Below are 21,694 nucleotides of genomic sequence, written 5' to 3'. Positions count from 1 at the left end.
CCAGCGCGGCCAGGGTAAGGCGCACACGCCGATCTCGCATGAGGACAGCGCTGAAGAAGGCGCCGCTCAGTGCCTGGTTCGGTATGGGTGTAACCCTCTGCTACGTTCTGGTCGCCCTGTTTGCGCCTCTGATTGCTCCCTATCGGGAAACGCAGGTCTTCAGCGAGGCATTCGCGCCCTGGGGCCACGAGTTCATGTTCGGGACTGACCAACTGGGTCGCGACATGCTCACTCGACTGATCTACGGGGCCCGCAACACGATCGGCATCGCCTTCGCGACAACCATCATCTCCTTTGCAGCGGGTGTGACGCTCGGCCTCCTGGCTGCAATGTACCGGGGGTGGCCAGACCAGATACTATCACGCGCGGTGGACGTGTTGATGTCGATCCCGAGCCTGATTTTTGCGCTGATGCTGCTCTCGATATTCGGCTCTTCGATCACCAGCCTCGTCTTGATCATCGCATTGCTGGATTCTACACGCGTGTTCCGTCTGGCGCGAGCCGTTGGACTCAACGTCGTGGTGATGGACTATGTCGAGGTCGCGCAATTGCGCGGCGAAGGGCCCGCATGGATTCTGCGCAAGGAAATCCTGCCCAACATTCTGCCGCCGCTCATCGCGGAATTCGGCCTGCGTTTCTGTTTTGTGTTTCTGACCATCGCAGCATTGTCGTTCCTGGGCGTCGGCATACAGCCCCCATCGGCTGACTGGGGGTCGATGGTGCGGGAAAACGCAACGCTGATCACCTATGGCGATGTCACGCCGCTGCTGCCGGCGGGCGCCATTGCCCTCCTGACGGTAGCGGTGAACTTCGTCGTGGACTGGTTTTTGCATTCAACCAGCGGACTGCGTGATGAAAACTAGCAGTGCCACCGCACGCGAAAAAGGAACAGATCTTCTCAAGGTCCGGGACCTTCACGTTGAAGGCTTCTCCGATGAGCGCTGGCATCCGATCGTGCGCGGCGTGGATCTCTCGCTTAAACGCGGAGAAGTGCTCGGACTGATTGGCGAATCCGGCGCCGGGAAGTCGACCATCGGCCTTGCGGCAATGGGCTATGCCAAACCGGGATGCCGTATTACCCAGGGCTCGGTGCTGTTCGACGGCGTCGATCTTTTGTCAATGAGCGAAGCCCGTCGTCGGCGGCTTCGGGGCTCTCGCATCGCCTATGTGGCGCAAAGCGCAGCCGCCTGGTTCAACCCGGCTCACCGGCTCCTCGATCAGACCGTGGAAACGGCAGTTGCGCACGGGATCGCCAGCCGGGACAAGGCAAATCGCGATGCTATTGAGCTTTATCGACGCCTCCAGCTTCCCGAGCCTGAGACCATCGGCTTCCGGTATCCGCATCAGGTATCCGGCGGCCAGTTGCAGCGCGCCATGACTGCCATGGCCATGGCTTGCCGACCCGACCTGATCGTGTTCGATGAGCCGACAACTGCGCTCGATGTGACCACGCAGGTCGAGGTTTTGGTTTCGATCCGCAGGATTGTTGAAGATTTCAACACAGCGGCGATCTACGTCACGCACGATCTGGCCGTGGTGGCGCAGATGGCGGACCGGATCATGGTTCTGCGCCATGGACAAACGGTCGAGGAAGCGGACACGCGACAGATGCTCACGGCCCCTACCCAGGAATACACCCGGACGCTCTGGGCCGTGCGCAAGCTCGCCAAGCCGGAGATTAAGACCCAGGACTATTTGCTCACCATCGACAATGTCACCGCCGCCTATGCCGGAAGGGTCAAGGTGCTGGCGGACGTGTCCATCAAGGTTCCGCGCGGCCGGACGGTAGCAGTGGTGGGCGAGTCAGGATCGGGGAAATCGACGCTTGCCCGTGTCGTTACCGGTTTGCTGCCCGCCATATCCGGGTCGCTTTCATTTGACGCCAAGCCGCTTCCCTTGTCTCTGAAGGAACGCTCGAAAGACCTGCTGCGCCGTATCCAGATGATCTATCAGTCGCCCGACAGCGCGCTTAACCCTCGCCAGACGGTCGAGGACATAATCGCACGGCCCCTCGAATTCTATTTAGGCCTGAAGGGGGAGCAGCGAGACCGCCGGGTCGGTGAGCTCATGCACATGATCGAGATGGACGAAAGCTTCCTCGACAGGCTGCCTGGTGAATTGTCAGGAGGACAGAAACAGCGCATCTGCATCGCCCGCGCGCTAGCTGCCAATCCGGAGCTCATCATCTGTGACGAGGTCACCTCGGCACTCGATCAGATTGTGCAGGAGGAAATCCTGACGCTCCTGATGCGCCTGCAGCGCGAACTCGGCATCAGCTATATCTTCATCACCCACGATATCGCGACGGTAAGAGCGATCGCGGACGAGGTCGTGGTCATGCATCAAGGCAAGGTGGTGGAGCAGGGCTTGAAGACCGAGATTTTGACACCGCCGCACGCTGCCTACACCGAACTGCTTCTCTCTTCCGTGCCGGACATGGATCCGGATTGGCTGACGCAACTGCTGGCACGACGGAAGAACCAGGGCATTCTAGACCCGGCTGGTTGAATAGTCCTGCCAATGGAATTAGCAGTTCTCTCACCCACGGCTGAATCCGCCAACACACAAACGTCGCTGCAATGGTTCAGAAGTGCTGGGGCGTAATAGCCAACGAAATCGGTGTGTCCAATGATAGGCGATGCAGGGATTGAGCCTGCGACCGCCGGGTGAAAAGCATAGTCCTTGGCTAATCTTGTTGCGGGTTTTCGGCCACCGCTTTTGCCCAAAAAAGGCTACTTGCGCAAACCGAGCGCGTGCACGCTAGATCAGTCCTTTGCGAACGTTCAGGTGAGTGAACGCCGTTACTAGTATGGCGCCGACCATGAAGTAGAGCGTGGACATGACATGGCCGTTGTGGAACTGGAAACCAGCACAAAGCAGCGCCAGCACAACGGCGAGGAAGGCGGTTACGCGCGAGAAGTCATCTGACATGGGCGACCTTTGAAAGATTGGTGACCGCCCTCAATCGGCCGCGCGTTCTATAAGGCGCTTTGCACCGTCCTGCAACTCGGCCTAGTGCAGAATCTTGGCCGGCCATGCCCCGACGCTCTCAGCTTCTCTCTACTGGGCCGTGTTGGTTGGGCGGAGCGGGCCCCGAAGCTCGGGTGCTGATAAGTCTTGGCGCTCTGGCGCTCGGATTGCTAAGCGCCTTTGAAGTTCGCAGGGGCCTGGCGCTCGTTTCACGAACTTCGGCTTGCTGAGCGGTTCGAATCCGCCTCTGGGCACCATCACCTTCCTAAGGTGTTGATCCAGCTGAAAAACCAGCAAAATTAAATGCTTAGGGCTACCCGAGTGCTACACATAAAAGCAATAACCAAGGATTTCATAGGGGAAATCGCAAGGCTCGCTGGCAAGTCAGCGAGCCCACGTCCCAGAGTGGGACGATTACCAGCGCATAAAACTGCCAACGGCTGGTTAAGCATGAATTTACCACGACATACAGGCGAACGGATCGTGAATGAACGAACCGGATTGGCGGCGGTTATGCTCGCGCTTCCAATGAGGACTACGTTTTGTTCGCGACCGCCTTCGCCTTGCTGATCTCATTCTCGGTCAGCATTGCCCTTGTTTCATGGGCCGCGCCCAGCACAGCGCAAGCCATATCCGCCGACCTGCACAAATCCATCGCCGGATGGCTATTGCGTGAAGCAAGGTCCGACGCGCCCCCGCAAGGCTCTAGATGATTGCCTCGCCATCGCAGAACTCCCTCATGCCACAGTCCCGGAGATAGGCATACCGCGGGCCATGAAACGTGAGCCGATCTCGACTTCACCGCCCCAGCGGTAGTTTGGACATCGCCGCAAGTTCTTCCTCGTCTCTAATTCCGGCCTGATAGTTTGCTATAACTCGGGATGCGAGCGCTTCACGTCCCTCCGACGATTGGCCCTCGGTTTTCAACTTCTCGAACACGCGTCCTAGCAGAGCGACTTCAGAGGAATCGAAGACGCCAGCTTCTTTGGCTCGCTGATAAATTGGCATGTGCGCTCCCTCCAAGGAATAGGTGAGAAACTGATCTCACTTAAAGACTCGACGCAAAGCAAAAAATGGATCGGTATTGGCCCTACATCCCTGATTGACACCTCGGAGAGGCTTGACAGCAGATAGACGTACACGGCCCGCCCGGCCGACTTTGCTGGTGGTGCGCCCAGAAACGATTTTGGAACCAAACCAAGCATCCTCCCATTGCAGGTGCTGGCACTTGAAAGGGAGGTATGTAATGGAAATCCAAGGCATTTACGCCGCGCTCGCGACAGCAAGCATGGATCGTGCAGAGAAGTTCTATACCCATCTGTTCGCCCGGGAGCCTGATGATCGTCCCATGGACGGGTTGATCCAATGGCGCGGCGTCGCAGGCGCGAACATTCAAATCTTCGATGACAAGGACAAATGCAGGGTTCGGCAGACTGACCGTTGTTGTCCCGAGAATAGATGACGCCCGCAGATCGCTCGAAGGAATTGGGGTGAAGCTCACCGGCGAATCCGAGGGCGACTACGGACGGATTGCCCAGTTCTCAGACCCTGACGGAAATCGCATCACTCTTGCGGAGCCTCCCTCGAGGCCCTTCAAAACGTGAACCCGAAGCCACTCTTCGATCTGCCTCGCAAGTTGAGTCCAATAGTGCCTGTTGAGTTGTGCGGGTTCACCAGCCCGGAACTAGCGTCGGTTTTCCTCCCGTTCGGAAGTTGGCGAGGTGTTCGGGATGCTCGTGCCTATGCGGCTTTCGAGAGGTGGCTTTGAATAGATGCTCCAAGAGAAGGCATCGGGCCGAATACCCTGCTCGACTTGGCTCCACGTCACGGGCGATTGGGAACCCGGGGCGGGCTCTCGCTCGTCGCGGGACTTTTCCGCGTTTCGACCCCTGTCTTGGATCGATACCGCATTTGGAAATAGTGGTCGTTGATATGGCCGATCGGGCGAAAGCTTGATGCTCTCTTCCAAGCGTCTGATTGCCGTTGTGGAGGGACGCCAGATGAGCCTATGCCCTATTCGGGCCGATGGCTTGGCAAGTTTGCCATTCAAGCGCCAATTGGGCTCGCGGGGGCCAATAAGGTCAGTAGATTCCCACGGCAATGACGAGGATAATCCCGATAACAGCCAGGGCCATGACCGCCACCATTGCGGCCTCAAACGGGCCGCCGCCGTTCCTTAAGTGGTCCATCTTTTTTTGCTCCCACCGTACGCCCCAATGAAAGACCGGGACCTGTTCCAGCGGAATTACAAATGTTAGGGGCGAGAAAAGATCGTCCTGAATCCAAGCACTAACCACGGAAGCCGAGGTTCTTACCAAAGCAATCGTTGCGAGGGTTGAAAAGCTCAGCGGCCGAGCGCGAAGCAGGGCTGCCCCGCCGAGCGTTCAGACTAGCGGCTGAGGAAAAGCCAACAGCAGCGGGTGATCGGGAACCAAGTTCGCGACCGAGAGTTAAGGGGGCCCTGTCAGCGGCGGCTAACTCAACATGCTCCTTGCGGTGAACAATGCGATCTCGACGGCCGTACTGGCTGGTAGGAGTGCGAATGCAGAAGTTTTTGGTGTGATAGACCTCACCAACAAAACTGAGGCCGAAATCGGTCCCATCAGCTTGGGCATGGCCATTCAGTTCGTGGCCAACGGCTCGGTCCTTGGATATGACGTACGCGGGGCGATGGTGGTCTACGGCGAGCCGGGCACACCGAGCTTAAGGGCGAGAGAGTGCGAGCGATTGTGGGCGCAATTTGGCGGCGCTCTTCTTCGACCGTAACCGTCTTCTGCATTTTTAGAGTTGTAGCCGTCGGAGTTAGATCGGGAGCATGGGGACGTGGTTTCGAACTTCTTTGAGAACGCATCGGTAAGGCGTAAACTGGCGGTTTTGATCCGCATGATGAGGTTCGCGCGTTCGATAGGCACGAGCTGACATACTTGGGTCCGGATTACCTTCGATCGGCCTCTTGGCTGCGGCATTTCATACGACTTGGCTAAAGCGGCGCTTGGGCGATTGCCGAACTCGCTTCAAACCACTGCGGATCGTGAGCCGAATCCATTGAGAAGCTATCCAAACTCCGCAGCTTCCGCAGGCAGGTCGTCGAGCACCGGATTTTACGGCTTGCCAGAGAGAAGCGGACTTGGCGTTCCTGTGCAACCGACAGAAATCGAAGCGCCGCTATCATATGTAATTGCCTGCCGGATGTGATATGCCTGATTGCTGGCCGCAGTAGCTTTTCAAGAGAAAACGTCATGCTGTATCCGGGCCGATTTTTGGAGCCGAGCGAAATTGGGATGCTCGCCCACGCTTTTCAGACAGTCTGCAAAGAGCGCGGCGTTTACCCTCTTTCGCAAGAAGGGGAGCGCTTAGCTTCGCATTTGCTCAAGCTGTTTATGAACGGCTTGACCGGGGAGGACGAATTGCTCGACGCCGAGAGAAACCGCGCTCGACGGCATGACCGGTCGTTACAGCAGGTCTCTGCCAGTCACGCAGGGACGAGGGAGGCCGCATGAATCCGACAGAGCTGGGTAGACCGGCGGCTCAAGGCAAGAAACCTTGGTGCAGACGTTCGAATCAAAGCTAAGCGTATCACAGGCCTTCATGCCGCGAGCGCTGACCCAACCTTAAGCATGCGGAATATAGATTCCGGTTGAAGAGACCGTGCCAAAAAGGCGCCGCCGACGCTACTGAGCGGCTGCTCGCGCATCCTATTATACAAACAAACTGTCGTGCGGCAGTCGAGGTTGTCTAACTCGTCGGCCATCTCAGCCGTCTAATACTGACTACCTTGGCATCGGCAAAAGCCTCGCTATTGGCGATGTGAGATGTCGCCGCAGGCCGCAGTCGAAGAAGCGGTGCACTCCGATCGGCCGCTATACCCGCGCTGCAAGTGCATCGCATGTGCAATTGTTATGTACTTTTCAACACCAAGTTCAAGCCGCACGAGGAAAATGACAAGGAAGCCATTCACGACGCGTTTAGACCCATCGGTGTTAGCTCTGGCTGAAAAACTCGCAGAGTCCGGACGTCGTTCGGTAACGGCTGTCATCGAACTCGCATTGATCGAGTATGCGGAACGTCGTGGCTTTAAGGCGCGAGAAGCCGAAAAGGGCGGATAGCTGCCATTGCGAAGCACACTCGCTGAGCGGCCGAAATGACCGTTTACCAAAGGAGCCAGTAGCTCTCCGACGACATTCACACGGGTGGTCATTTGGCGCCGGTGCTCTCGGCGCATTCAATCCAGTTGGCCGCTCTCGCAACGGCTTCGATGAGCCTCGCTGTCCCATCGAATGCCGAGATCGGATGATCAGGGTGTCGCCGTGCGGAAGCTGCGCACGAAGCTGTCGACCACGTTATCGAGGTCCGCCATAGACAGGCAGAGCGGCGGGCACATTCTGATGACGTTGCGATACGGTCCCGAGCGGCTGGCGACCAGGCCCTGACGCCGGGTTTCTTCGAAGACTTGCAACGTTTCCTCGGGCGCCGGTTCCTTCGTGGCGCGGTCCTTCACCAGCTCGATGGCGAGCATGAGGCCTTGTCCCCTGATGTCGCCGATCAGCGGAAAATCCTTCTTGAGGTCCTGCAGCCTTTGCTTCAGCGCGCCGCCGACCGTAGCGGCGTTCTCCTGCAGCCGCTCCTCGCGTATCACCTTGAGCACCGCGCGTCCGGCGGCGCAGGCGACCGGATTGGCGCCGTAGGTATGGAACAGGAACTTGTCGGCCATGGACTCCGCGACGGCGCGTTTCGCGATGACGGCGCCGAGCGGGATGCCGTTGCCGACGCCCTTGGCGACAACGACGATGTCGGGAACGACGCCATGCGACTCGAACGCCCAGAAGGCATCGCCGGTTCGCCCGACGCCGGACTGCACCTCATCGATGATGCAGATGCCGCCGGCAGCCCGCACGCGTTCGAATGCGCCCGCGATGTAGCCGGCGGGCATCGGCACGATGCCGCCGTAACCCTGCACCGGCTCGATGATCATGCCGGCCAGCCGGCCGCTGGTCGAGCTGGCTATGGCACGTTCGACTTCGTCGAGATAGGGCTGCACACCTTCACCGTGGACGCCCCGATACTGGTTTGGCTCGGCGACGAAGGTCACCCCGCCAAGCTGCGGCACCTGGTGACGAAAGCCAGCTATGCCGGTCACCGACTGGGCGCCGAAGGTGGCGCCGTGGTAGCTTGAGGCAAGCGCCAGCATGTCGATGCTGCCGGTGTGCGAGCGCGCCATAAGCAAAGCAAGGTCGATCGCCTCGGCGCCGCTGTTGGTAAAATGCACGACCCAGTCGTGACCGGCCGGCATCGTCGCCACCAATTCCTCGGCATATTGGGCGGGAACCGGATGGTAGAACATCGTCGTGCAATGTGTCAGTTCGCTCACCTGCTCGGTGGCTGCCTTGACTACCTGCGGATGGGCGTGTCCGACCGAGATGCAGAGATTCATACCGAGCAGGTCGATGTATTTGCGGTCCTTCTCGTCCCACACATACTGGCCTCTGCCGCGCTTTAGGATCAGCGGCTCCTTGTAGGGAACGAACTTGCGTTGCGAGGCCGAATAGAAGCGGTTCCGCCGATCGACGATGGCTTCAGTCGACCAGTCGATCTCCAGACTTGAATGGACGTGCGGGGCGTTCATGTCGTGCCTCCAGAGTTGAGATTCCCCGCGGATTGAGCACGGAATGCGCAGCATCCGCACCGGCAAACACCCTCCATCAGGATAACTGATGGAGCCGATTAGTCATGCGGTGAGGGGCGGTCGACCGTGTAGCAGTCGGCGGGAAGGCTTGGCAGGCGGGTGCTGATCGCGTGCGTCAAAACCTCGGCGGTGCGGGCGGCGAAAGCCTCCGGCAGGTTTCCGAGTTCCCGCTCTCGTGCGACCAGCAGGATGTTGCGCGACAGACCCGTAAACGGCAGGGGATGCACGTCGATCTCCATGCCCTCCGCCAGGCCGTCGATAAGCAAGGTCGGTGTCAGGATCGCAAAGCCCATGCCGGCGGCGACGGGCGCCATCACCACGCTGGAGCGGTCGCCTTCCATGGCGCGCGGGATTTCGATGCGCAGGCGGCTGAGGTGCTGGTCGACGCGCAGGCCGACCGGCGTCTCGCGCGAGAACCGCACGAAGGCAAGCTTCTTCGAGAGCTTGACGATGTCGCCGACATCGCCGGCAAAACCTTTCGGCGTTACCAGCAGAAATTTCTCGGTCATCACCGGATGACGCGTCAGTCCTTCGATCTCGAACAGCTCGCCGGAGGTGACGGCGAGGTCGGCGCGGCGGGCGCGCAGCAGCGCTACATGATCGGTCGCGAGACCCGCGAACAGGCTGAGCTCGGGAACGCCGAAACCTTTGCGGGCGAGCACCGAAAGCGCCGGCGCTAGCGTGGTCGCGATAGACGCCAGAAGCGCGATGCGCAACAAGGGCAGCGGCGCGGCATTGACGCGGCGCGCATCGGTGCGCAGGCCCTCCACCTCGGCCAAAATGGCAACAGCGCGGCGATGAAGCGCGATGCCGGCCTTCGTGAGTTCGATAGGCCGCAAATTGCGGTCGATCAGGCTGACGCCGAGCGCGCCTTCCAAATTCTTCAGGTGCTGCGACGCGGCCGATTGCGTCATGCCCAGCATCTGCGCCGCCTGGGTAACGTGCCTGGTCTCGACTATGGCGACGAAAACCTCGATCGACCGAAAAAGATTGAAATCGAAACTGCCGCTCTTCACCCGCAACTCCGCCCGCAAGGCTTCATAAGTTTTCCTAATGTTGCGAAATTTTGGTTGAGCGCAAGAGGCTTAGCGGAAAAGATCGCGCCGATCCATCCAGCGAAGGTACCTCACCAGGTGAATGACAGCGCACGCATCGTGATCATTGGCGGCGGCATCATTGGCCTCGGCATAGCCTATCACCTCGCTGAACTTGGGGTGAGCGACGTCGTCCTTCTGGAACGGCATCAACTGACCAGCGGCACCTCCTGGCATGCGGCCGGCATTGTCGGCCCGCTGCGCGCCAGCCTCAACCTGACAAGGCTTGCGCAATACGCGACCGAGCTGTTTCCGCGCCTCGAGGAACTTACAGGGCAGTCGTCCGGCTATCGGCGCACCGGCGGGCTGTGGCTGGCGCGACGTGCGGAGCGCATGGACGAACTGAAGCGCATCGCGCATATGGGCGATGTCTGCGGCCTGAGCGTCGGAATCGTCGATCAAGCGGGCGTGGCGGAGCGCGTCCGTGGCATCGTCGCCGACGGCATCGAGGGCGCGCTGTGGGTCGAGGAGGATGGCCAGGCCAATCCGGTCGACATCTGTGCCGCCTACGCTAAGCGTGTACGCGCCGCCGGCATCCGTATTATAGAAGGAACTGCGTGCTCGGGCATCGTGACCCGAAATGGCCGGGTCGCGGGCGTCACGCTTGCATCCGGCGCCACCATCAATTGCGAGATTGTCGTCAACTGCGCCGGCGCCTGGGCGCGCGATATCGGCGCTCTCGCCGGCGTTCCGGTGCCGCTGCAGGCTGTCGAGCACATGTATGTCGTGACCGAGCCCATCGCCGGCCTGCAGGATCCGTTTCCTATCCTGCGCGATCTCGACGAGGGCATCTACATCAAGGGGGATTCCGGCAAGCTGGTGCTGGGCGGGTTCGAGCCTAACGCCAAGATCTTCGACGTTCGCGGACCGGCGGGCGACAGGCCGTTCCTTGAGCTGCCGGAGGATTGGGAGCAGTTCGAGCCGTTCATGTCGGCCGGATTGAAACTTCTGCCGGCGCTGTCTGAAACCGGCATCAGGCACTTCATGAACGGCCCGGAGAGTTTTACGCCCGATACGCGGCCGCTGATGGGCGAGTCGCCCTATCTGCGCGGCTTCTATGTCGCCGCCGGCTTCAACTCGACAGGCATGATGTCGTCGGCGGGCGCCGGCAAGGCCATGGCCGAATGGATCGTCGACGGCGAGCCCGGCCTCGATCTGTGGGCGCTTGACATCGTCCGCTTCGACCGCGCCGCCGCGGCGCGCTCTTTCGTCGGCGTCCGGATGGAGGAAGCGGTTGCCGACCTCTTCCGCATACATTGGCCTTACAAGCAGGCGGCCGCCGGGCGTGACCTGCGGCGTTCCGCCTTTCACCGGACGTTCGCCGAAGCGGGTGCTGCGTTCGGCGCGCCGACCGGCTGGGAGCGACCGCTCTGGTTCGGCGGCACGGAGACGCGCGGCTATTGCATCGGCGCTCAGAAATGGTGGAGCGCAGCCAGGGCCGAAGCCGGACGAATGGCGCAAGGCGTTGGCCTGTTCGAGCTTTCGCCCTTCACCAAGATCGATGTGCGTGGACGCAACGCAACCCAGCTGATGCAAAGCCTGTGCGCGGCGGACGTCGATAGGCCGGAAGGCCGCGCCGTCTATACACAGATGCTCAACGCACGCGGCGGCATCGAGGCCGATGTGACGGTCACGCGGGCCGACGAGCACGGCTTTCGCGTCATCTCCGGCGCAGCGACAAGGCAGAAGGACCTTGCCTGGGTCGCACGTCATGCAGAGGATCTTGGTCTGGATGTTTCGGTCTTCGATGCCACGTCAGCAGAAGCCGTTCTTGGGGTTATGGGGCCGAATTCGCGCGCGCTGCTCCAGAGCCTGACGGACGCCGATCTTTCGGACGCAGCCTTCCCGTTCTCGACTGCGCGCCGCATCGACATCGGCACCGCCAATGTACGGGCCACACGTGTCAGCTTTGTCGGCGAACTCGGCTTCGAGCTTTACGTGCCGGTCGAACACGGCGAGAGCCTGCTTACCACGATCGTCTCAGCGGGCGGCGCTCATGGCCTGACCTTTTGTGGTCACCATGCCCTGGACGGCTGCCGGCTGGAGAAGGGCTATCGCCATTGGGGGCATGATATCGGGCCCAAAGACACGCCGCTGGAGGCGGGCCTCTCCTTCGCCATCGCCTGGAAGAAGGATGATTTCATCGGCCGCGATGCCTTGATGAAGCAGAAGGCCGATGGCCTGAAGCGCCGGCTCATGCATTTCGCCGTCGACGGCGACAATCCGCTTCTGTTGCATGACGAACCGATCTACCGCGACGGCAAACTTGCCGGCTTGACGACGTCAGGTGGCCTCGGCGTTCGCACGGGCCTGAGCCTTTGCCTAGGCTACGTTGCCTGTGATCCTGGCGAGACGAAAACGCAGCTGCTTGCCTGCGACTACCAGATCGCGGTGGCCGGCACACGCTACAGGCTGCGGCCACTCGAAAAGCCACCCTATGACCCAACCGGATCGCGCATGCGCGCAAGCGCGGAGGAAAATTCATGAGACAACTGGCCCGCGTGGTCATTATCGGCGGCGGTGCCATGGGCGTGTCGCTGCTCTATCACCTGGCCAAGCGCGGCTGGAGCGACGTCATGCTCGTCGAGAGACAGGAGCTGACAGCGGGCTCGACCTGGCATGCCGCCGGACTCTGCACGCATTTCGCCCACAATGCGACGATCATGGAGATGCGCGCCCATTCGGTGCGGCTCTATCGCGAAATCCTGACCGCCGAGACTGGGTTGCCGACCGGCTTCCATGCCAGCGGCGCGCTGCGCATCACCCGTTCGCACGAGCGGATGGACGAATTCCGCCATGTCCAGGGGCTCGGCCGGTTCGTTGGCCACGACTTCCACATTCTGAGCCCCAGCGAGCTCAGAGAAATCTATCCGCTTTGCCATACCGACGGCATCATCGGCGCGATCTACGAGCCCAATGACGGCCATGTAGATCCGACGCTGGCGACCAACGCAATGGCCACCGGCGCGCGCTCGCGCGGCGCCGAGATTGTGCGCCACAATCCGGTGCTGGCAATCGAGCGCAAGCAATCGGGCGAGTGGCTGGTCCGCACACAGCAGGGTGACATTGTCGCCGAGCATGTGGTGAACGCGGCCGGCACATGGTGCCGCGAGATCGGCGCCATGATGGGGCTCGACCTGCCCGTGGTGCCGATGCTGCACCAGTATGTCGTGACCGATACCGTCCCTGAGATTGCCGACCGGATCGCCACCGGCGCCAAGGAGCTGCCGATCATCCGCGACCCGGAGGAGAGCTGGTATTTGCGCCAGGAGCGCGACGGCTATATCGTCGGACCTTACGAAAAGTCTGCCCAGCCCTGGGCGGTCGACGGGGTGCCGCCCGAATTCGGCATGGAACTGCTGCCGCCCGATCTCGACCGGGTCGAGCACATCATGGCGCTGGCAATGGACCGCGTGCCGGCACTGGCTGATGCCGGCATCAAGACGGTGGTCAACGGCCCGATCACCTTCACGCCGGACGCCAATCCGCTGGTCGGCCCGGCTTTCGGTCTTGGCAATGCATGGCTCCTCACCGGCTCCAGCATGGGGGTCATGGAAGGCGGCGGGGCCGGCCGCTTCCTCGCCGACTGGATCGTCGATGGATCACCGCCCAGCGATGCCCTTGCCATCGATCCGCGCCGCTTCGGCAGCTATGCCGACCGCGACTATCGCATCGACAAGGCGGTCGAAGGCTTCGGCCTCCAATTCGGTATCCATTATCCGAACGAAGAACGCGAAGCCGGCCGTCCACGCCGCACGACGCCGGCGCTGGAGCTTCAAAAAAGCCAGGGCGCGGTGCTCGGCGCCGCCTACGGCTGGGAGCGGCCGAACTGGTTCGCCGGCAAAGGCGCCGACCGTCATCCTCCGCTGACCTTCCGCAAGCCTGGCTGGTTCGACGCGGTGCGCGGCGAGTGTCTTGGCGTGCAGGGCAGCGTCGGCGCCATCGATCTTTCCGCCTTTTCCAAATTCGAGATCGGCGGGCCGTGCGCCAGCGCTTTCATGGCTTCGCTCGGCGCCAACCGGCCACCGGAGCGCCATGGCCGCATCGGGCTCGTTCACGTGCTGACGGCAAAGGGCGGCGTGGCGTCGGAATTCACCGTGACGCGCCTCGGCGATGGCTGGTTCTACCTGACCAGCGCGGCACTTGCCGAGCGACATGACGAGGATCTGCTGCGCTCGCGCGCCGCGACCTTTCCAGGCGTGACGATCGACAACGTCACGGAAAGGCGGGGCGTGCTCGGCGTGATGGGACCGCGTGCCCGCGACCTCCTGGAAAAGATCTGCGAAGCCGATCTGTCGAACGCGGCATTCCCCTGGCTTTCGGCTCAGATCATACGGGTGGCGGGCATCAAGGCGGCGGCGCTTCGGGTTTCTTACGCCGGCGAACTCGGATGGGAACTGCATGTGCAGCTCGCGCAGTTCGGCAAGCTCTACGAGGCGATCACCAAGGCCGGAGCGCAATTCGACCTGCGTCCGTTCGGCATCTACGCACTGAACGCGATGCGGCTGGAAAAAGGCTATCGCGCCTGGGGCGCCGACCTGACCACCGAGCGCACGCCGCTGGAGGCGGGGTTGGGCGCTCTGGTCAAGGCTGACGGGCGGACGTTCATCGGTCGCGAGGCGATGCTGGAGCGCACCGGCAAAAGCTCGTGGACGATGGTGCTGCTCGAGATCGATGACGACGGCGAGCGACTGCCGTTCTACGCCCATGCCGTGATGCAGGCGGGGCGCCCGGTCGGGATCGTTACCTCCGGCAGCCACGGCTTCCGCACCGGCAAGATCGTTGCGCTCGCCTATCTGCGGCCCAGTGTTGCGGCTGAAGGCCTGACCGTCTCGATCCTCGGCAAGGAACTGGCGGCGCGGGAGTTGAAGAGGGCTCCCTACGATCCGGACAATCTGCGGCTGCGCGGCCTTCAAGCCGGTGCGCCTGTTGCTTTCATGCCTGCCTGATCACGGAGACAAGAATGGACGAGGACGCGACGATCAACGCTCCGGCGCCACGAAGCGGAGGCCGGGCCGGAAGGCAAGGCCAGCGTCTCGCCCAGCAGGCGCCGCGGCGTCCCTACATCAGCCGCAGGATCGGCACTTTCAACATCCTCGACGAGGAAGGCTTGAGCCTGATCGAGGCGAATGCCGACCGGCTGCTCAAGGAGATCGGCATGGAGTTCCATGACGACCCCGAGATCCTCGACATCTTTCGCGAGGCGGGCGCCGAAGTGGAGGGCACCAGGGTTCGTTTCGATCCCGGCATGTGCCGCAAGATCATCCGCGCCACCGCGCCTTCGCAGTTCAAGCAGCACGCCCGCAACCCGGCCAACACGGTGATGATCGGCGGCGACAACACGGTGCTCTGCCCATCCTGGGGGCCGCCCTTCGTCCACGACCTCGACCGCGGTCGCCGCTATGCGACGATCGCCGACTTCCGCGATCTGGTGAAGATCCATCAGATGATCCCACATCTGCATCATTCGGGCGGCGTCGTTTGCGAGCCTGTCGACCTGCCGGCCAACAAGCGGCATCTCGACATGCTCTACACCCACATCCGCCACTCGGACCGCGCCTTCATGGGCGCGTTCATCGGTTCGAGACGGGCGCAGGACGCGGTCGACATGGCCAAGATCGTGTTCGGAGAGGAGTTCGTCGCCAACAACGCCGTGCTCTACAATGTCTCCAACACCAATGCGCCGCTGGTGCTCGACGCCAACATGTCCGGCTCGCTGAAGGTCTGCGCCCGCAACAACCAGCCGGTCGCCTGCACGCCATGGACGCTGGCCGGCGCGATGAGCCCGTGCACGGTCGCCGGCACGCTGGCGCAGGTGCTGGCTGAGGCGCTTGCCTGTCTCAGCCTCGTGCAATTGATCAACCCCGGCGCGCCCTGCCTGATGGGAAGCTTTGCCAGCACGATCTCGATGCAGAGTGGCGCGCCGACCTTCGGCACGCCGGAGGCGGGCAAGATGGTGCTCGCCTGCGGGCAGCTGGCGCGGCGCGTCGGCGTGCCGTTCCACACCGTCGGCTCGCTGTCGGCTTCCAAGCTACCCGACGCACAAGCCGAACAAGAGGCGACATGGGGTATCCTGATGTCGATGTTTGCCGGCGCCAACGTGATCAACCACGCCACCGGGTGGCTGGAAGGCGGACTGGTCACCGGCTTCGAGAAGACGGTCATTGACGCCGATCTCTGCGGCAAGGTCGCCAGCCTGTTCGAGGGCATTGATCTGTCGCTCAATGCACAAGCCATGGAAGCGATCGAAGCGGTCGGGCCGGGGTCGCATTTCCTTGGCAGCGCCCACACGCAGTCCAACTTCCTTTCGGCCTTCTATCGCTCCACCAGCAGCGACAACAATTCCTTCGAGCAATGGAACGAGGATGGCCGCCTCGACGCGGCGCAACGCGCCAACCGGCAATGGAAAAGGCTGCTCGACGATTACCAGGATCCGGGCCTTGATCCGGCCATCGACGAAGCGCTCCAGGCCTTTATCGCCAACCGCAAGGCCAGCGAGCCGGACCAGGCTTATTTCTAGAGTGGGCTGCGTTGGAGTACGTTGCCATGCAGCAATGATCTTATGCGCTTCATCGTTTTTCCTTATGCGGTGAAATTTGGGATGGATTGCCTGCGTGTTCCGCTAACCTGATGGATAGACTGAACGAAATCAGCGCAACCGTTGGGGAACACCATGAAACGCTACCTTCTCGAAACAGCATTCAGCGCACTGTTGCTGATGCCAGCAACGTCGGCGCTCGCCGCCGACGTGACGATGCCCGACCCGAACTATGCCACCGCGACGGCGGTCATGAACGTCATCAAGAACGCGGCCGAGCAGGAACTGGGGCTGGAGGTTTCGACGGTGACCACCACTGCCGTTCCGGTCATCTGGGAGGCGATGAGCCGCAACAAGGGCGAGGTCGATATCTGGCCGGATGTTTGGCTGCCCAACCAGCAGGGCCTGGTCGACAAATACGTCAAGGGCGCCAGTACCGTGAAGCTCGCCCAGAACGGTTACGAAGCCAAGCAAGGCTATTGCGTCACCCAGGTCACCGTCGACAAATACCACATCAAGGATGTCTCCGACCTGGCTAATCCGGACAATGCCAAGCTGTTCGACACCAATGGCGACGGCAAAGGCGAAATGTGGATCGGCGCGACGGGCTGGCAGTCGACCAACATCGAGAAGATCAGGGCGCGCGACTACGGCTTCGCCGATTTCTTCGATCTGCAGGTCACCGACGAGGCGGTTGCGGCAGCCTCGCTCGACCGCGCGGCGAAGGCTGACAAGCCATGGGTCGGCTATTGCTACAGCCCGCACCAGAATTTCGCTCGCTACAAGCTCGCGTTCCTGACCGAGCCGAAAAACGATCCGGCGAAATTCGTGGTCGTGCAGCCCAACGACGATCCGCAATGGTTCGAAAAGTCGAAGGTCTCATCGGCCTATGCTGACACCACGGTGCATGTTGCCTATGCTGCCTCGCTTGCGCAACGCCAGCCGGATCTGACTGCGGCGCTGGAGCGCATGAACTTCAACCCGGACGACATCTCGAAATGGGCATACGCGATCATCGTCGACAAGAAGCCGGCCGACGAGGTCGCCAAGGCGTGGATCAAGGATCATCCGGACGACGTGGCAAAGTGGTTCGGCCACTGAGGGGAGCACCACGCGGCAACTGCGGCCGGGAGCTGTAGGCGTGGACGTTGTGTCGACCAATGACCCAAGGTCCCAGCGGAGCGGCTCAGTCGCTCCGTGCGCTATTGTCATGAGGGGCGTCTGGAAGGTCTTTGGCGCCCGCGCGCCGGAGGCCATGGCTTCCATCCTGCGCGACCGATTGCACAAGGAGGACGTGGTCAAGCGCTTCGGCTGCGTCGTCGGCGTGGCCGATGTCAGCATGTCGGTCGCGCCCGGCGAGATCTTCTGCGTGATGGGTCTGTCGGGCAGCGGCAAATCGACGTTGATCCGTCATATCAACCGGTTGCTCGAACCTTCCGCCGGCGAGATTTTCGTCGACGGCGAAAACATCATAACGAAAACGCCGGCGGAGCTGAGGGCACTCCGGTCGCGCAAGGTCAGCATGGTGTTTCAGAGTTTCGGGCTGCTGCCGCATCGCACAGTGCGCGACAACGTGGCGCTTCCGCTGGAAATCCAGGCGGCGAGCAAACAGCAGCGCTTCGATGTCGCCGAGGCAGCACTTGCCAAGGTCAATCTTTCCGGATGGGGCGATCGCTACTGCCATGAGCTTTCGGGCGGCATGCAGCAGCGCGTCGGCCTCGCTCGCGCGCTGGCGGCGGACTCGGCGATCCTGTTGATGGACGAACCGTTCAGCGCGCTCGACCCGCTGATCCGGCGGCAGCTTCAGGACGAGTTCCTGGCCCTCTCGCGCTCGATGGGCAAGACGGTGGTCTTCATCACTCATGACTTGGATGAGGCAATCCGGATCGGCGATCGCATAGCGATCATGAAGGACGGGGTCATCATTCAGATCGATACACCCGAAGAGATCGTCACCGCGCCCAAGCACGACTATGTCGCGAAGTTCGTCGCCGACATTTCACGCCTGAAAGTGATCACCGCCGGCCGCATCATGCAGCCAGTGGACCGTTTCAGGGCGCGCCACCCGCAGACGGACCTGAAGTCGTTGCGCCGGGTCGGCTTGCAGCAGCCGCTGGGGGAACTCGTTGAATTCGCGGCGCAGGACGAGGCGCCGCTGGCGGTGGCGAATGGCGAGGGAATTGTCGTCGGGGTGGTCGACAGGCAGCTTCTCCTGGAAGGATTGCGAAAGGGCGGACAATCGTGAACGCCCATGATCCGCAGAGGCTTGAACCGCTGGCGGAAAACCGTCTGGTCGAGGAGTTCGCCGTTCAGAACCCGCATTATTATGTCGAACGGTTTGCTCGCATCCGGCGGGCGCGCAATCCGGTCTGGCCTTTCAATGGCGCAGCGGCGCTGCTTGGCCCTGTCTGGGCGTCCGCCCGCGGCATCGCGGTGCTGTTCTGGATTGTCTTTTTTCTCGAAATGCTTGCGGTCGTCCAGATCGGCATCGGCATTGTCGGCAATCTCGGCGCCGCCGAGCAGGCGCGCGCCGAGCGGCTGACCAAACAGGCTGAGGCACGGGGTCAGCAGGCGAAAGCCGCGCAGGCCGCGGGCGTGGACAATGCCGAGGGCTTGAAATCGTCCGCCGCGGCATTGCAGAGAGCCGCAGACGCGGCGAAATTGCAGGCGGAAGCCGCCCGAAGCAAGGCGCCTCCGCTCATCGGCGCCGGCCTCGTCACGCTGCTTCTGGCGCGGCTCGCCGCCGGATTTCTTGGCAACCGGCTGCTGGAACGCCGCTTCGCCCGCTGGCGATCCACCCCTGCTTTGCGGCATGGCCTGAATTATCCGCTTGCGCTCAGCGCGCTGGTCTTCTGCATCCTGGCCTATGGGCTTTCCGTCTACCGTTTCGCCTGGGCAACGCCGGCCGCCTGGATCATGGCCGCGCCGTCCAACCGTGATTGGCAGGCCGGCCTGTCGTCGGCGCTGGACGGGCTTATGGAAGGAATTGCCCACGCCGGCGAGGGCTTCTTCGGCGCGGTCACCGGCGGCATATCGCTGGTGCTCGATGGGCTTTCCTTCGCGCTGACAGGTATGCCGTGGCCGGTGACCATGGCGGTCATCCTCATCCTCGCCTGGCAACTGGCCGGGCCGCGCGTAACCATCTTCACCGCCGCGGCGCTCGCTTATCTCGCGGTGCTCGGTTTTTGGGAAAAGAGCCTCGAAACGGTCGCGCTGCTTGGAACCTCGGCGGTGCTGTGCCTGGCGATCGGCATCCCGCTTGGCATCTGGTGCGGGCGCAGGCCTCGTGTCTACACTGCTTTGCGGCCGGTGCTCGACTTCATGCAGACCATGCCGGCCTTTGTCTATCTGATACCGGTGATCGCGCTGTTCGGCATCGGCAAACCGCCCGGCGTCATTGCCACGCTGATCTTCGGCACGCCCCCGGTCGTACGGCTGACGGCGCTTGGCCTGCAAGGTGTTCCGCCGGCAATCCGCGAGGCCGCGCAGGCCTACGGCGCCACGCGATGGTTCCTGCTGACGCGGGTGGATCTGCCGCTCGCCATGCCATCGATCATGGCCGGTATCAACCAAACTATCCTGATGTGCCTTTCGATGGTGGTCATCGCCTCGCTGATCGGCGCCAAGGGGCTGGGAGAGGACGTGCTCAACGCGCTCCAATACGCCGCCGTTGGCCAAGGGTTGCTCGCGGGCTTCGCCATACTGCTCTGCGCCATGATGATCGACCGCATCGTCCAAGGCCGGCCAAAATGAGGTCGCAAACAATAGATGCGGCGTGGCGTGGTCCAAATGAAGCGACCAGCCAGAGGCTTTGAGTAAGCGATGTCCGCTTTTGGCGTCGTTGGAGGGACTGAGATCGACTGAAATGCTGCGCATACCAGCCATTCGGTAGCCGGATCGTTCGCGCGCACCCGTCGTATCATCCTTTCCACATCGCCGATTGGAGAACAGCCTGCATATGCGCTGCGAGATCGAGCTCACCGCGCGCCTCGATCTCTAAAAGATATCGGGCCTTGACCAGGCGATCCCCTTCCCCGATCGCAGCATAACCGCAGATGGCGAGTAGCGCCCCCTCCTCCTTCCGGCCGGCTCTGTCAGAGCCGCTGCTGCCACCGCCTATGTCATGCACGGCGTTGACGAACGCGGCATATGCCGTCCTGTGCGCCTCAATCAGTGTACTCAGCTTATTGGATGGTTCGGAGTTTCCGCCCGGCGGCTTTGTGCCCAGTGCTTCTGCCGCAGCCGTCGAGGCGACGACTGCGCTGGCGGAGTGGAGAAGCAACGCGCGGCGGTTGATCCTGGACGTGGCGACCTCTCCCATTTGCTTTCATGGCTATCAGATCGGTGACGTAACACGATCAGAGCTTAACACGATGGTTTGCGCATTCGTGTCAGGATAGGAAGCTGGCGCGGCTAGCCGATGCGGAGCGCCTGCATCTCGAACAGGATGCTCGCCAGGCGCGTCCTGCGAAGGGCACTTGGATTTGGTGGCAGACTTGTCGCGGCCGGGCGCGTCCGACGGCGCAGCGAAGCTATACATTCGCGGTGCACAGGATAACGCCAGCCGGTTAGCCTGCGGTCGGCCGCCATCCTATGGCCAACTCTGGCGAAGTCGGCTCTATCGTCGGGCCGCAAACGAAGCCCGCCGCGGCAACCGTTCGACGACCGATCACGAGTCACCGTAGGTCAAGTCGCCAGATTCTGACAAATATGCTGCTAACGAACAAAGTCTTTGCTAGTAAGATCCATAGACAACAAGCTGCTGAAGACTTCGTTCATTTCGTGTCGTCGGATTCCTCGCCTGTAGCAATGCGCCTGACGCGGACAGCGTTGCCGATCACATCGGCGGGGCGCATCTAGGCCCTTTAGGTCCGGTTCGCATACTAGTTCTCCGCATGGCTAAAGACGACAGTCCCGTTGTCCTTGCGCACCTCAACGCATATGACCCCGTCGTCACCTCTCCGAGTTTGGAACATGGCGATTGCATGATCCTTCGCCACCTTCTCAGTGTCAAAGATAACCTTGTCGATGATGCCTTTTCGCCCATACCAAATGACGGTGAAGGCCATTGCAGCTCCCATGCTTGCCGCTACCATATAGGCGCTTCAGCCTAGGGGAGCAAACTGGCTGGGCGTTTTCGCCTAGCCCTCAAATTTCAACCTGAGACACTACCGTGCGGTAGCCGGTTTTGACCGTCAGAGAGTGCCTGGCCCGATCGACATTCGAGCGATTCCAAGAAACTCAAGAACGATCGCAGAAGCGGTAGAAGCCTTCCACGCTTGCCATATCGACGCTGACCAGCAGAGTCCGATAGATTGCCAACAGCGGTCCACATCCAACCAGCCATCGCTTGGCTGTTCGACGAGGACGGCAGCCGTTCCTAGAGAAGCGAGAGCGGCGGGCTCTAGA

General features: G+C 61.6%; 16 protein-coding genes. 10 read left to right on the top strand and 6 right to left on the bottom strand.

Annotation, left to right across the window (positions count from 1 at the left end; genetic code table 11):
* The first annotated feature begins 38 nt into the window (after window positions 1-38).
* Complete coding sequence (locus LB532_RS24870; protein WP_224557357.1) at window positions 39-863, top strand: ABC transporter permease; 825 nt, start codon at window positions 39-41, stop codon at window positions 861-863.
* The gene (locus tag LB532_RS24865; RefSeq protein ID WP_140644098.1) at window positions 853-2,508 is read left to right on the top strand and encodes an ABC transporter ATP-binding protein; all 1,656 of its coding nucleotides are present in this window, start codon (window positions 853-855) and stop codon (window positions 2,506-2,508) included. The genes LB532_RS24870 and LB532_RS24865 overlap by 11 nt, the downstream gene beginning before the upstream one ends.
* A 252-nt stretch (window positions 2,509-2,760) precedes the next feature.
* Here the strand turns inward: LB532_RS24865 and LB532_RS24860 are convergent, their stop codons facing one another.
* Both LB532_RS24860 and LB532_RS24855 read right to left on the bottom strand, forming a co-directional pair.
* On the bottom strand, window positions 2,761-2,931 hold the full coding sequence (locus LB532_RS24860; RefSeq protein WP_181169605.1) for a hypothetical protein: 171 nt from the start codon (window positions 2,929-2,931) through the stop codon (window positions 2,761-2,763).
* Window positions 2,932-3,768: 837 nt separating this feature from the next.
* Window positions 3,769-3,978: a hypothetical protein gene (locus LB532_RS24855; RefSeq protein WP_140644100.1), complete on the bottom strand. Its 210-nt coding sequence runs from the start codon at window positions 3,976-3,978 to the stop codon at window positions 3,769-3,771.
* 238 nt (window positions 3,979-4,216) lie between these two features.
* Between LB532_RS24855 and LB532_RS24850 the strand changes: the two genes are divergently transcribed.
* Together LB532_RS24850 and LB532_RS24845 are read left to right on the top strand one after the other, a co-directional pair.
* Window positions 4,217-4,432: a hypothetical protein gene (locus LB532_RS24850; protein ID WP_224557355.1), complete on the top strand. Its 216-nt coding sequence runs from the start codon at window positions 4,217-4,219 to the stop codon at window positions 4,430-4,432.
* A 1,022-nt stretch (window positions 4,433-5,454) separates the two neighbouring features.
* Window positions 5,455-5,736, top strand: a complete 282-nt coding sequence (locus LB532_RS24845; RefSeq protein ID WP_140644101.1) for a hypothetical protein — start codon at window positions 5,455-5,457, stop codon at window positions 5,734-5,736.
* A gap of 1,528 nt (window positions 5,737-7,264) precedes the next feature.
* Here the strand turns inward: LB532_RS24845 and LB532_RS24840 are convergent.
* Complete coding sequence (locus tag LB532_RS24840; RefSeq protein ID WP_140644105.1) at window positions 7,265-8,593, bottom strand: aspartate aminotransferase family protein; 1,329 nt, start codon at window positions 8,591-8,593, stop codon at window positions 7,265-7,267.
* Window positions 8,594-8,691: 98 nt separating this feature from the next.
* The gene (locus LB532_RS24835) at window positions 8,692-9,669 is read right to left on the bottom strand and encodes a LysR family transcriptional regulator (RefSeq protein WP_140644107.1); all 978 of its coding nucleotides are present in this window, start codon (window positions 9,667-9,669) and stop codon (window positions 8,692-8,694) included.
* Window positions 9,670-9,786: 117 nt separating this feature from the next.
* Here LB532_RS24835 and LB532_RS24830 point away from each other — a divergent pair, with 117 nt between their 5' ends.
* The 6 genes from LB532_RS24830 (at window position 9,787) to LB532_RS30245 (ending at window position 20,038) form a co-directional block, all read left to right on the top strand.
* Window positions 9,787-12,234 carry an FAD-dependent oxidoreductase gene (locus LB532_RS24830; protein WP_140644109.1) on the top strand — a complete coding sequence of 816 codons (2,448 nt, stop codon included), beginning with the start codon at window positions 9,787-9,789 and terminating at the stop codon, window positions 12,232-12,234.
* Window positions 12,231-14,696, top strand: a complete 2,466-nt coding sequence (locus tag LB532_RS24825; RefSeq protein ID WP_140644111.1) for an FAD-dependent oxidoreductase — start codon at window positions 12,231-12,233, stop codon at window positions 14,694-14,696. Before LB532_RS24830 ends, LB532_RS24825 begins: the two co-directional genes overlap by 4 nt.
* Window positions 14,697-14,710: 14 nt before the next feature.
* Window positions 14,711-16,267 (top strand): trimethylamine methyltransferase family protein, encoded by a 1,557-nt coding sequence (locus LB532_RS24820; RefSeq protein ID WP_140644112.1) that lies wholly within the window; start codon window positions 14,711-14,713, stop codon window positions 16,265-16,267.
* Between the two features lie 153 nt (window positions 16,268-16,420).
* Entirely contained in the window at window positions 16,421-17,386 is a 966-nt protein-coding gene (locus LB532_RS24815; protein WP_140644114.1) for a glycine betaine ABC transporter substrate-binding protein, read from the top strand.
* A 109-nt stretch (window positions 17,387-17,495) separates the two neighbouring features.
* Window positions 17,496-18,530, top strand: a complete 1,035-nt coding sequence (locus LB532_RS24810; protein WP_140644116.1) for a glycine betaine/L-proline ABC transporter ATP-binding protein — start codon at window positions 17,496-17,498, stop codon at window positions 18,528-18,530.
* Window positions 18,527-20,038, top strand: coding sequence for an ABC transporter permease (locus tag LB532_RS30245; RefSeq protein WP_210239940.1), 1,512 nt, complete (start codon window positions 18,527-18,529; stop codon window positions 20,036-20,038). Before LB532_RS24810 ends, LB532_RS30245 begins: the two co-directional genes overlap by 4 nt.
* A 166-nt stretch (window positions 20,039-20,204) precedes the next feature.
* Here the strand turns inward: LB532_RS30245 and LB532_RS24800 are convergent, their stop codons facing one another.
* Complete coding sequence (locus LB532_RS24800; protein ID WP_140644118.1) at window positions 20,205-20,606, bottom strand: hypothetical protein; 402 nt, start codon at window positions 20,604-20,606, stop codon at window positions 20,205-20,207.
* A 562-nt stretch (window positions 20,607-21,168) separates the two neighbouring features.
* Window positions 21,169-21,354, bottom strand: coding sequence for a hypothetical protein (locus LB532_RS24795; protein WP_140644120.1), 186 nt, complete (start codon window positions 21,352-21,354; stop codon window positions 21,169-21,171).
* Window positions 21,355-21,694: the final 340 nt, after the last annotated feature.

Source organism: Mesorhizobium sp. ESP-6-2, assembly GCF_020164675.1.
GTDB lineage: Bacteria > Pseudomonadota > Alphaproteobacteria > Rhizobiales > Rhizobiaceae > Mesorhizobium.
The sequence above is the reverse complement of the archived record's forward strand: the minus strand, read 5'-3'. Positions and strand labels throughout refer to the sequence as shown.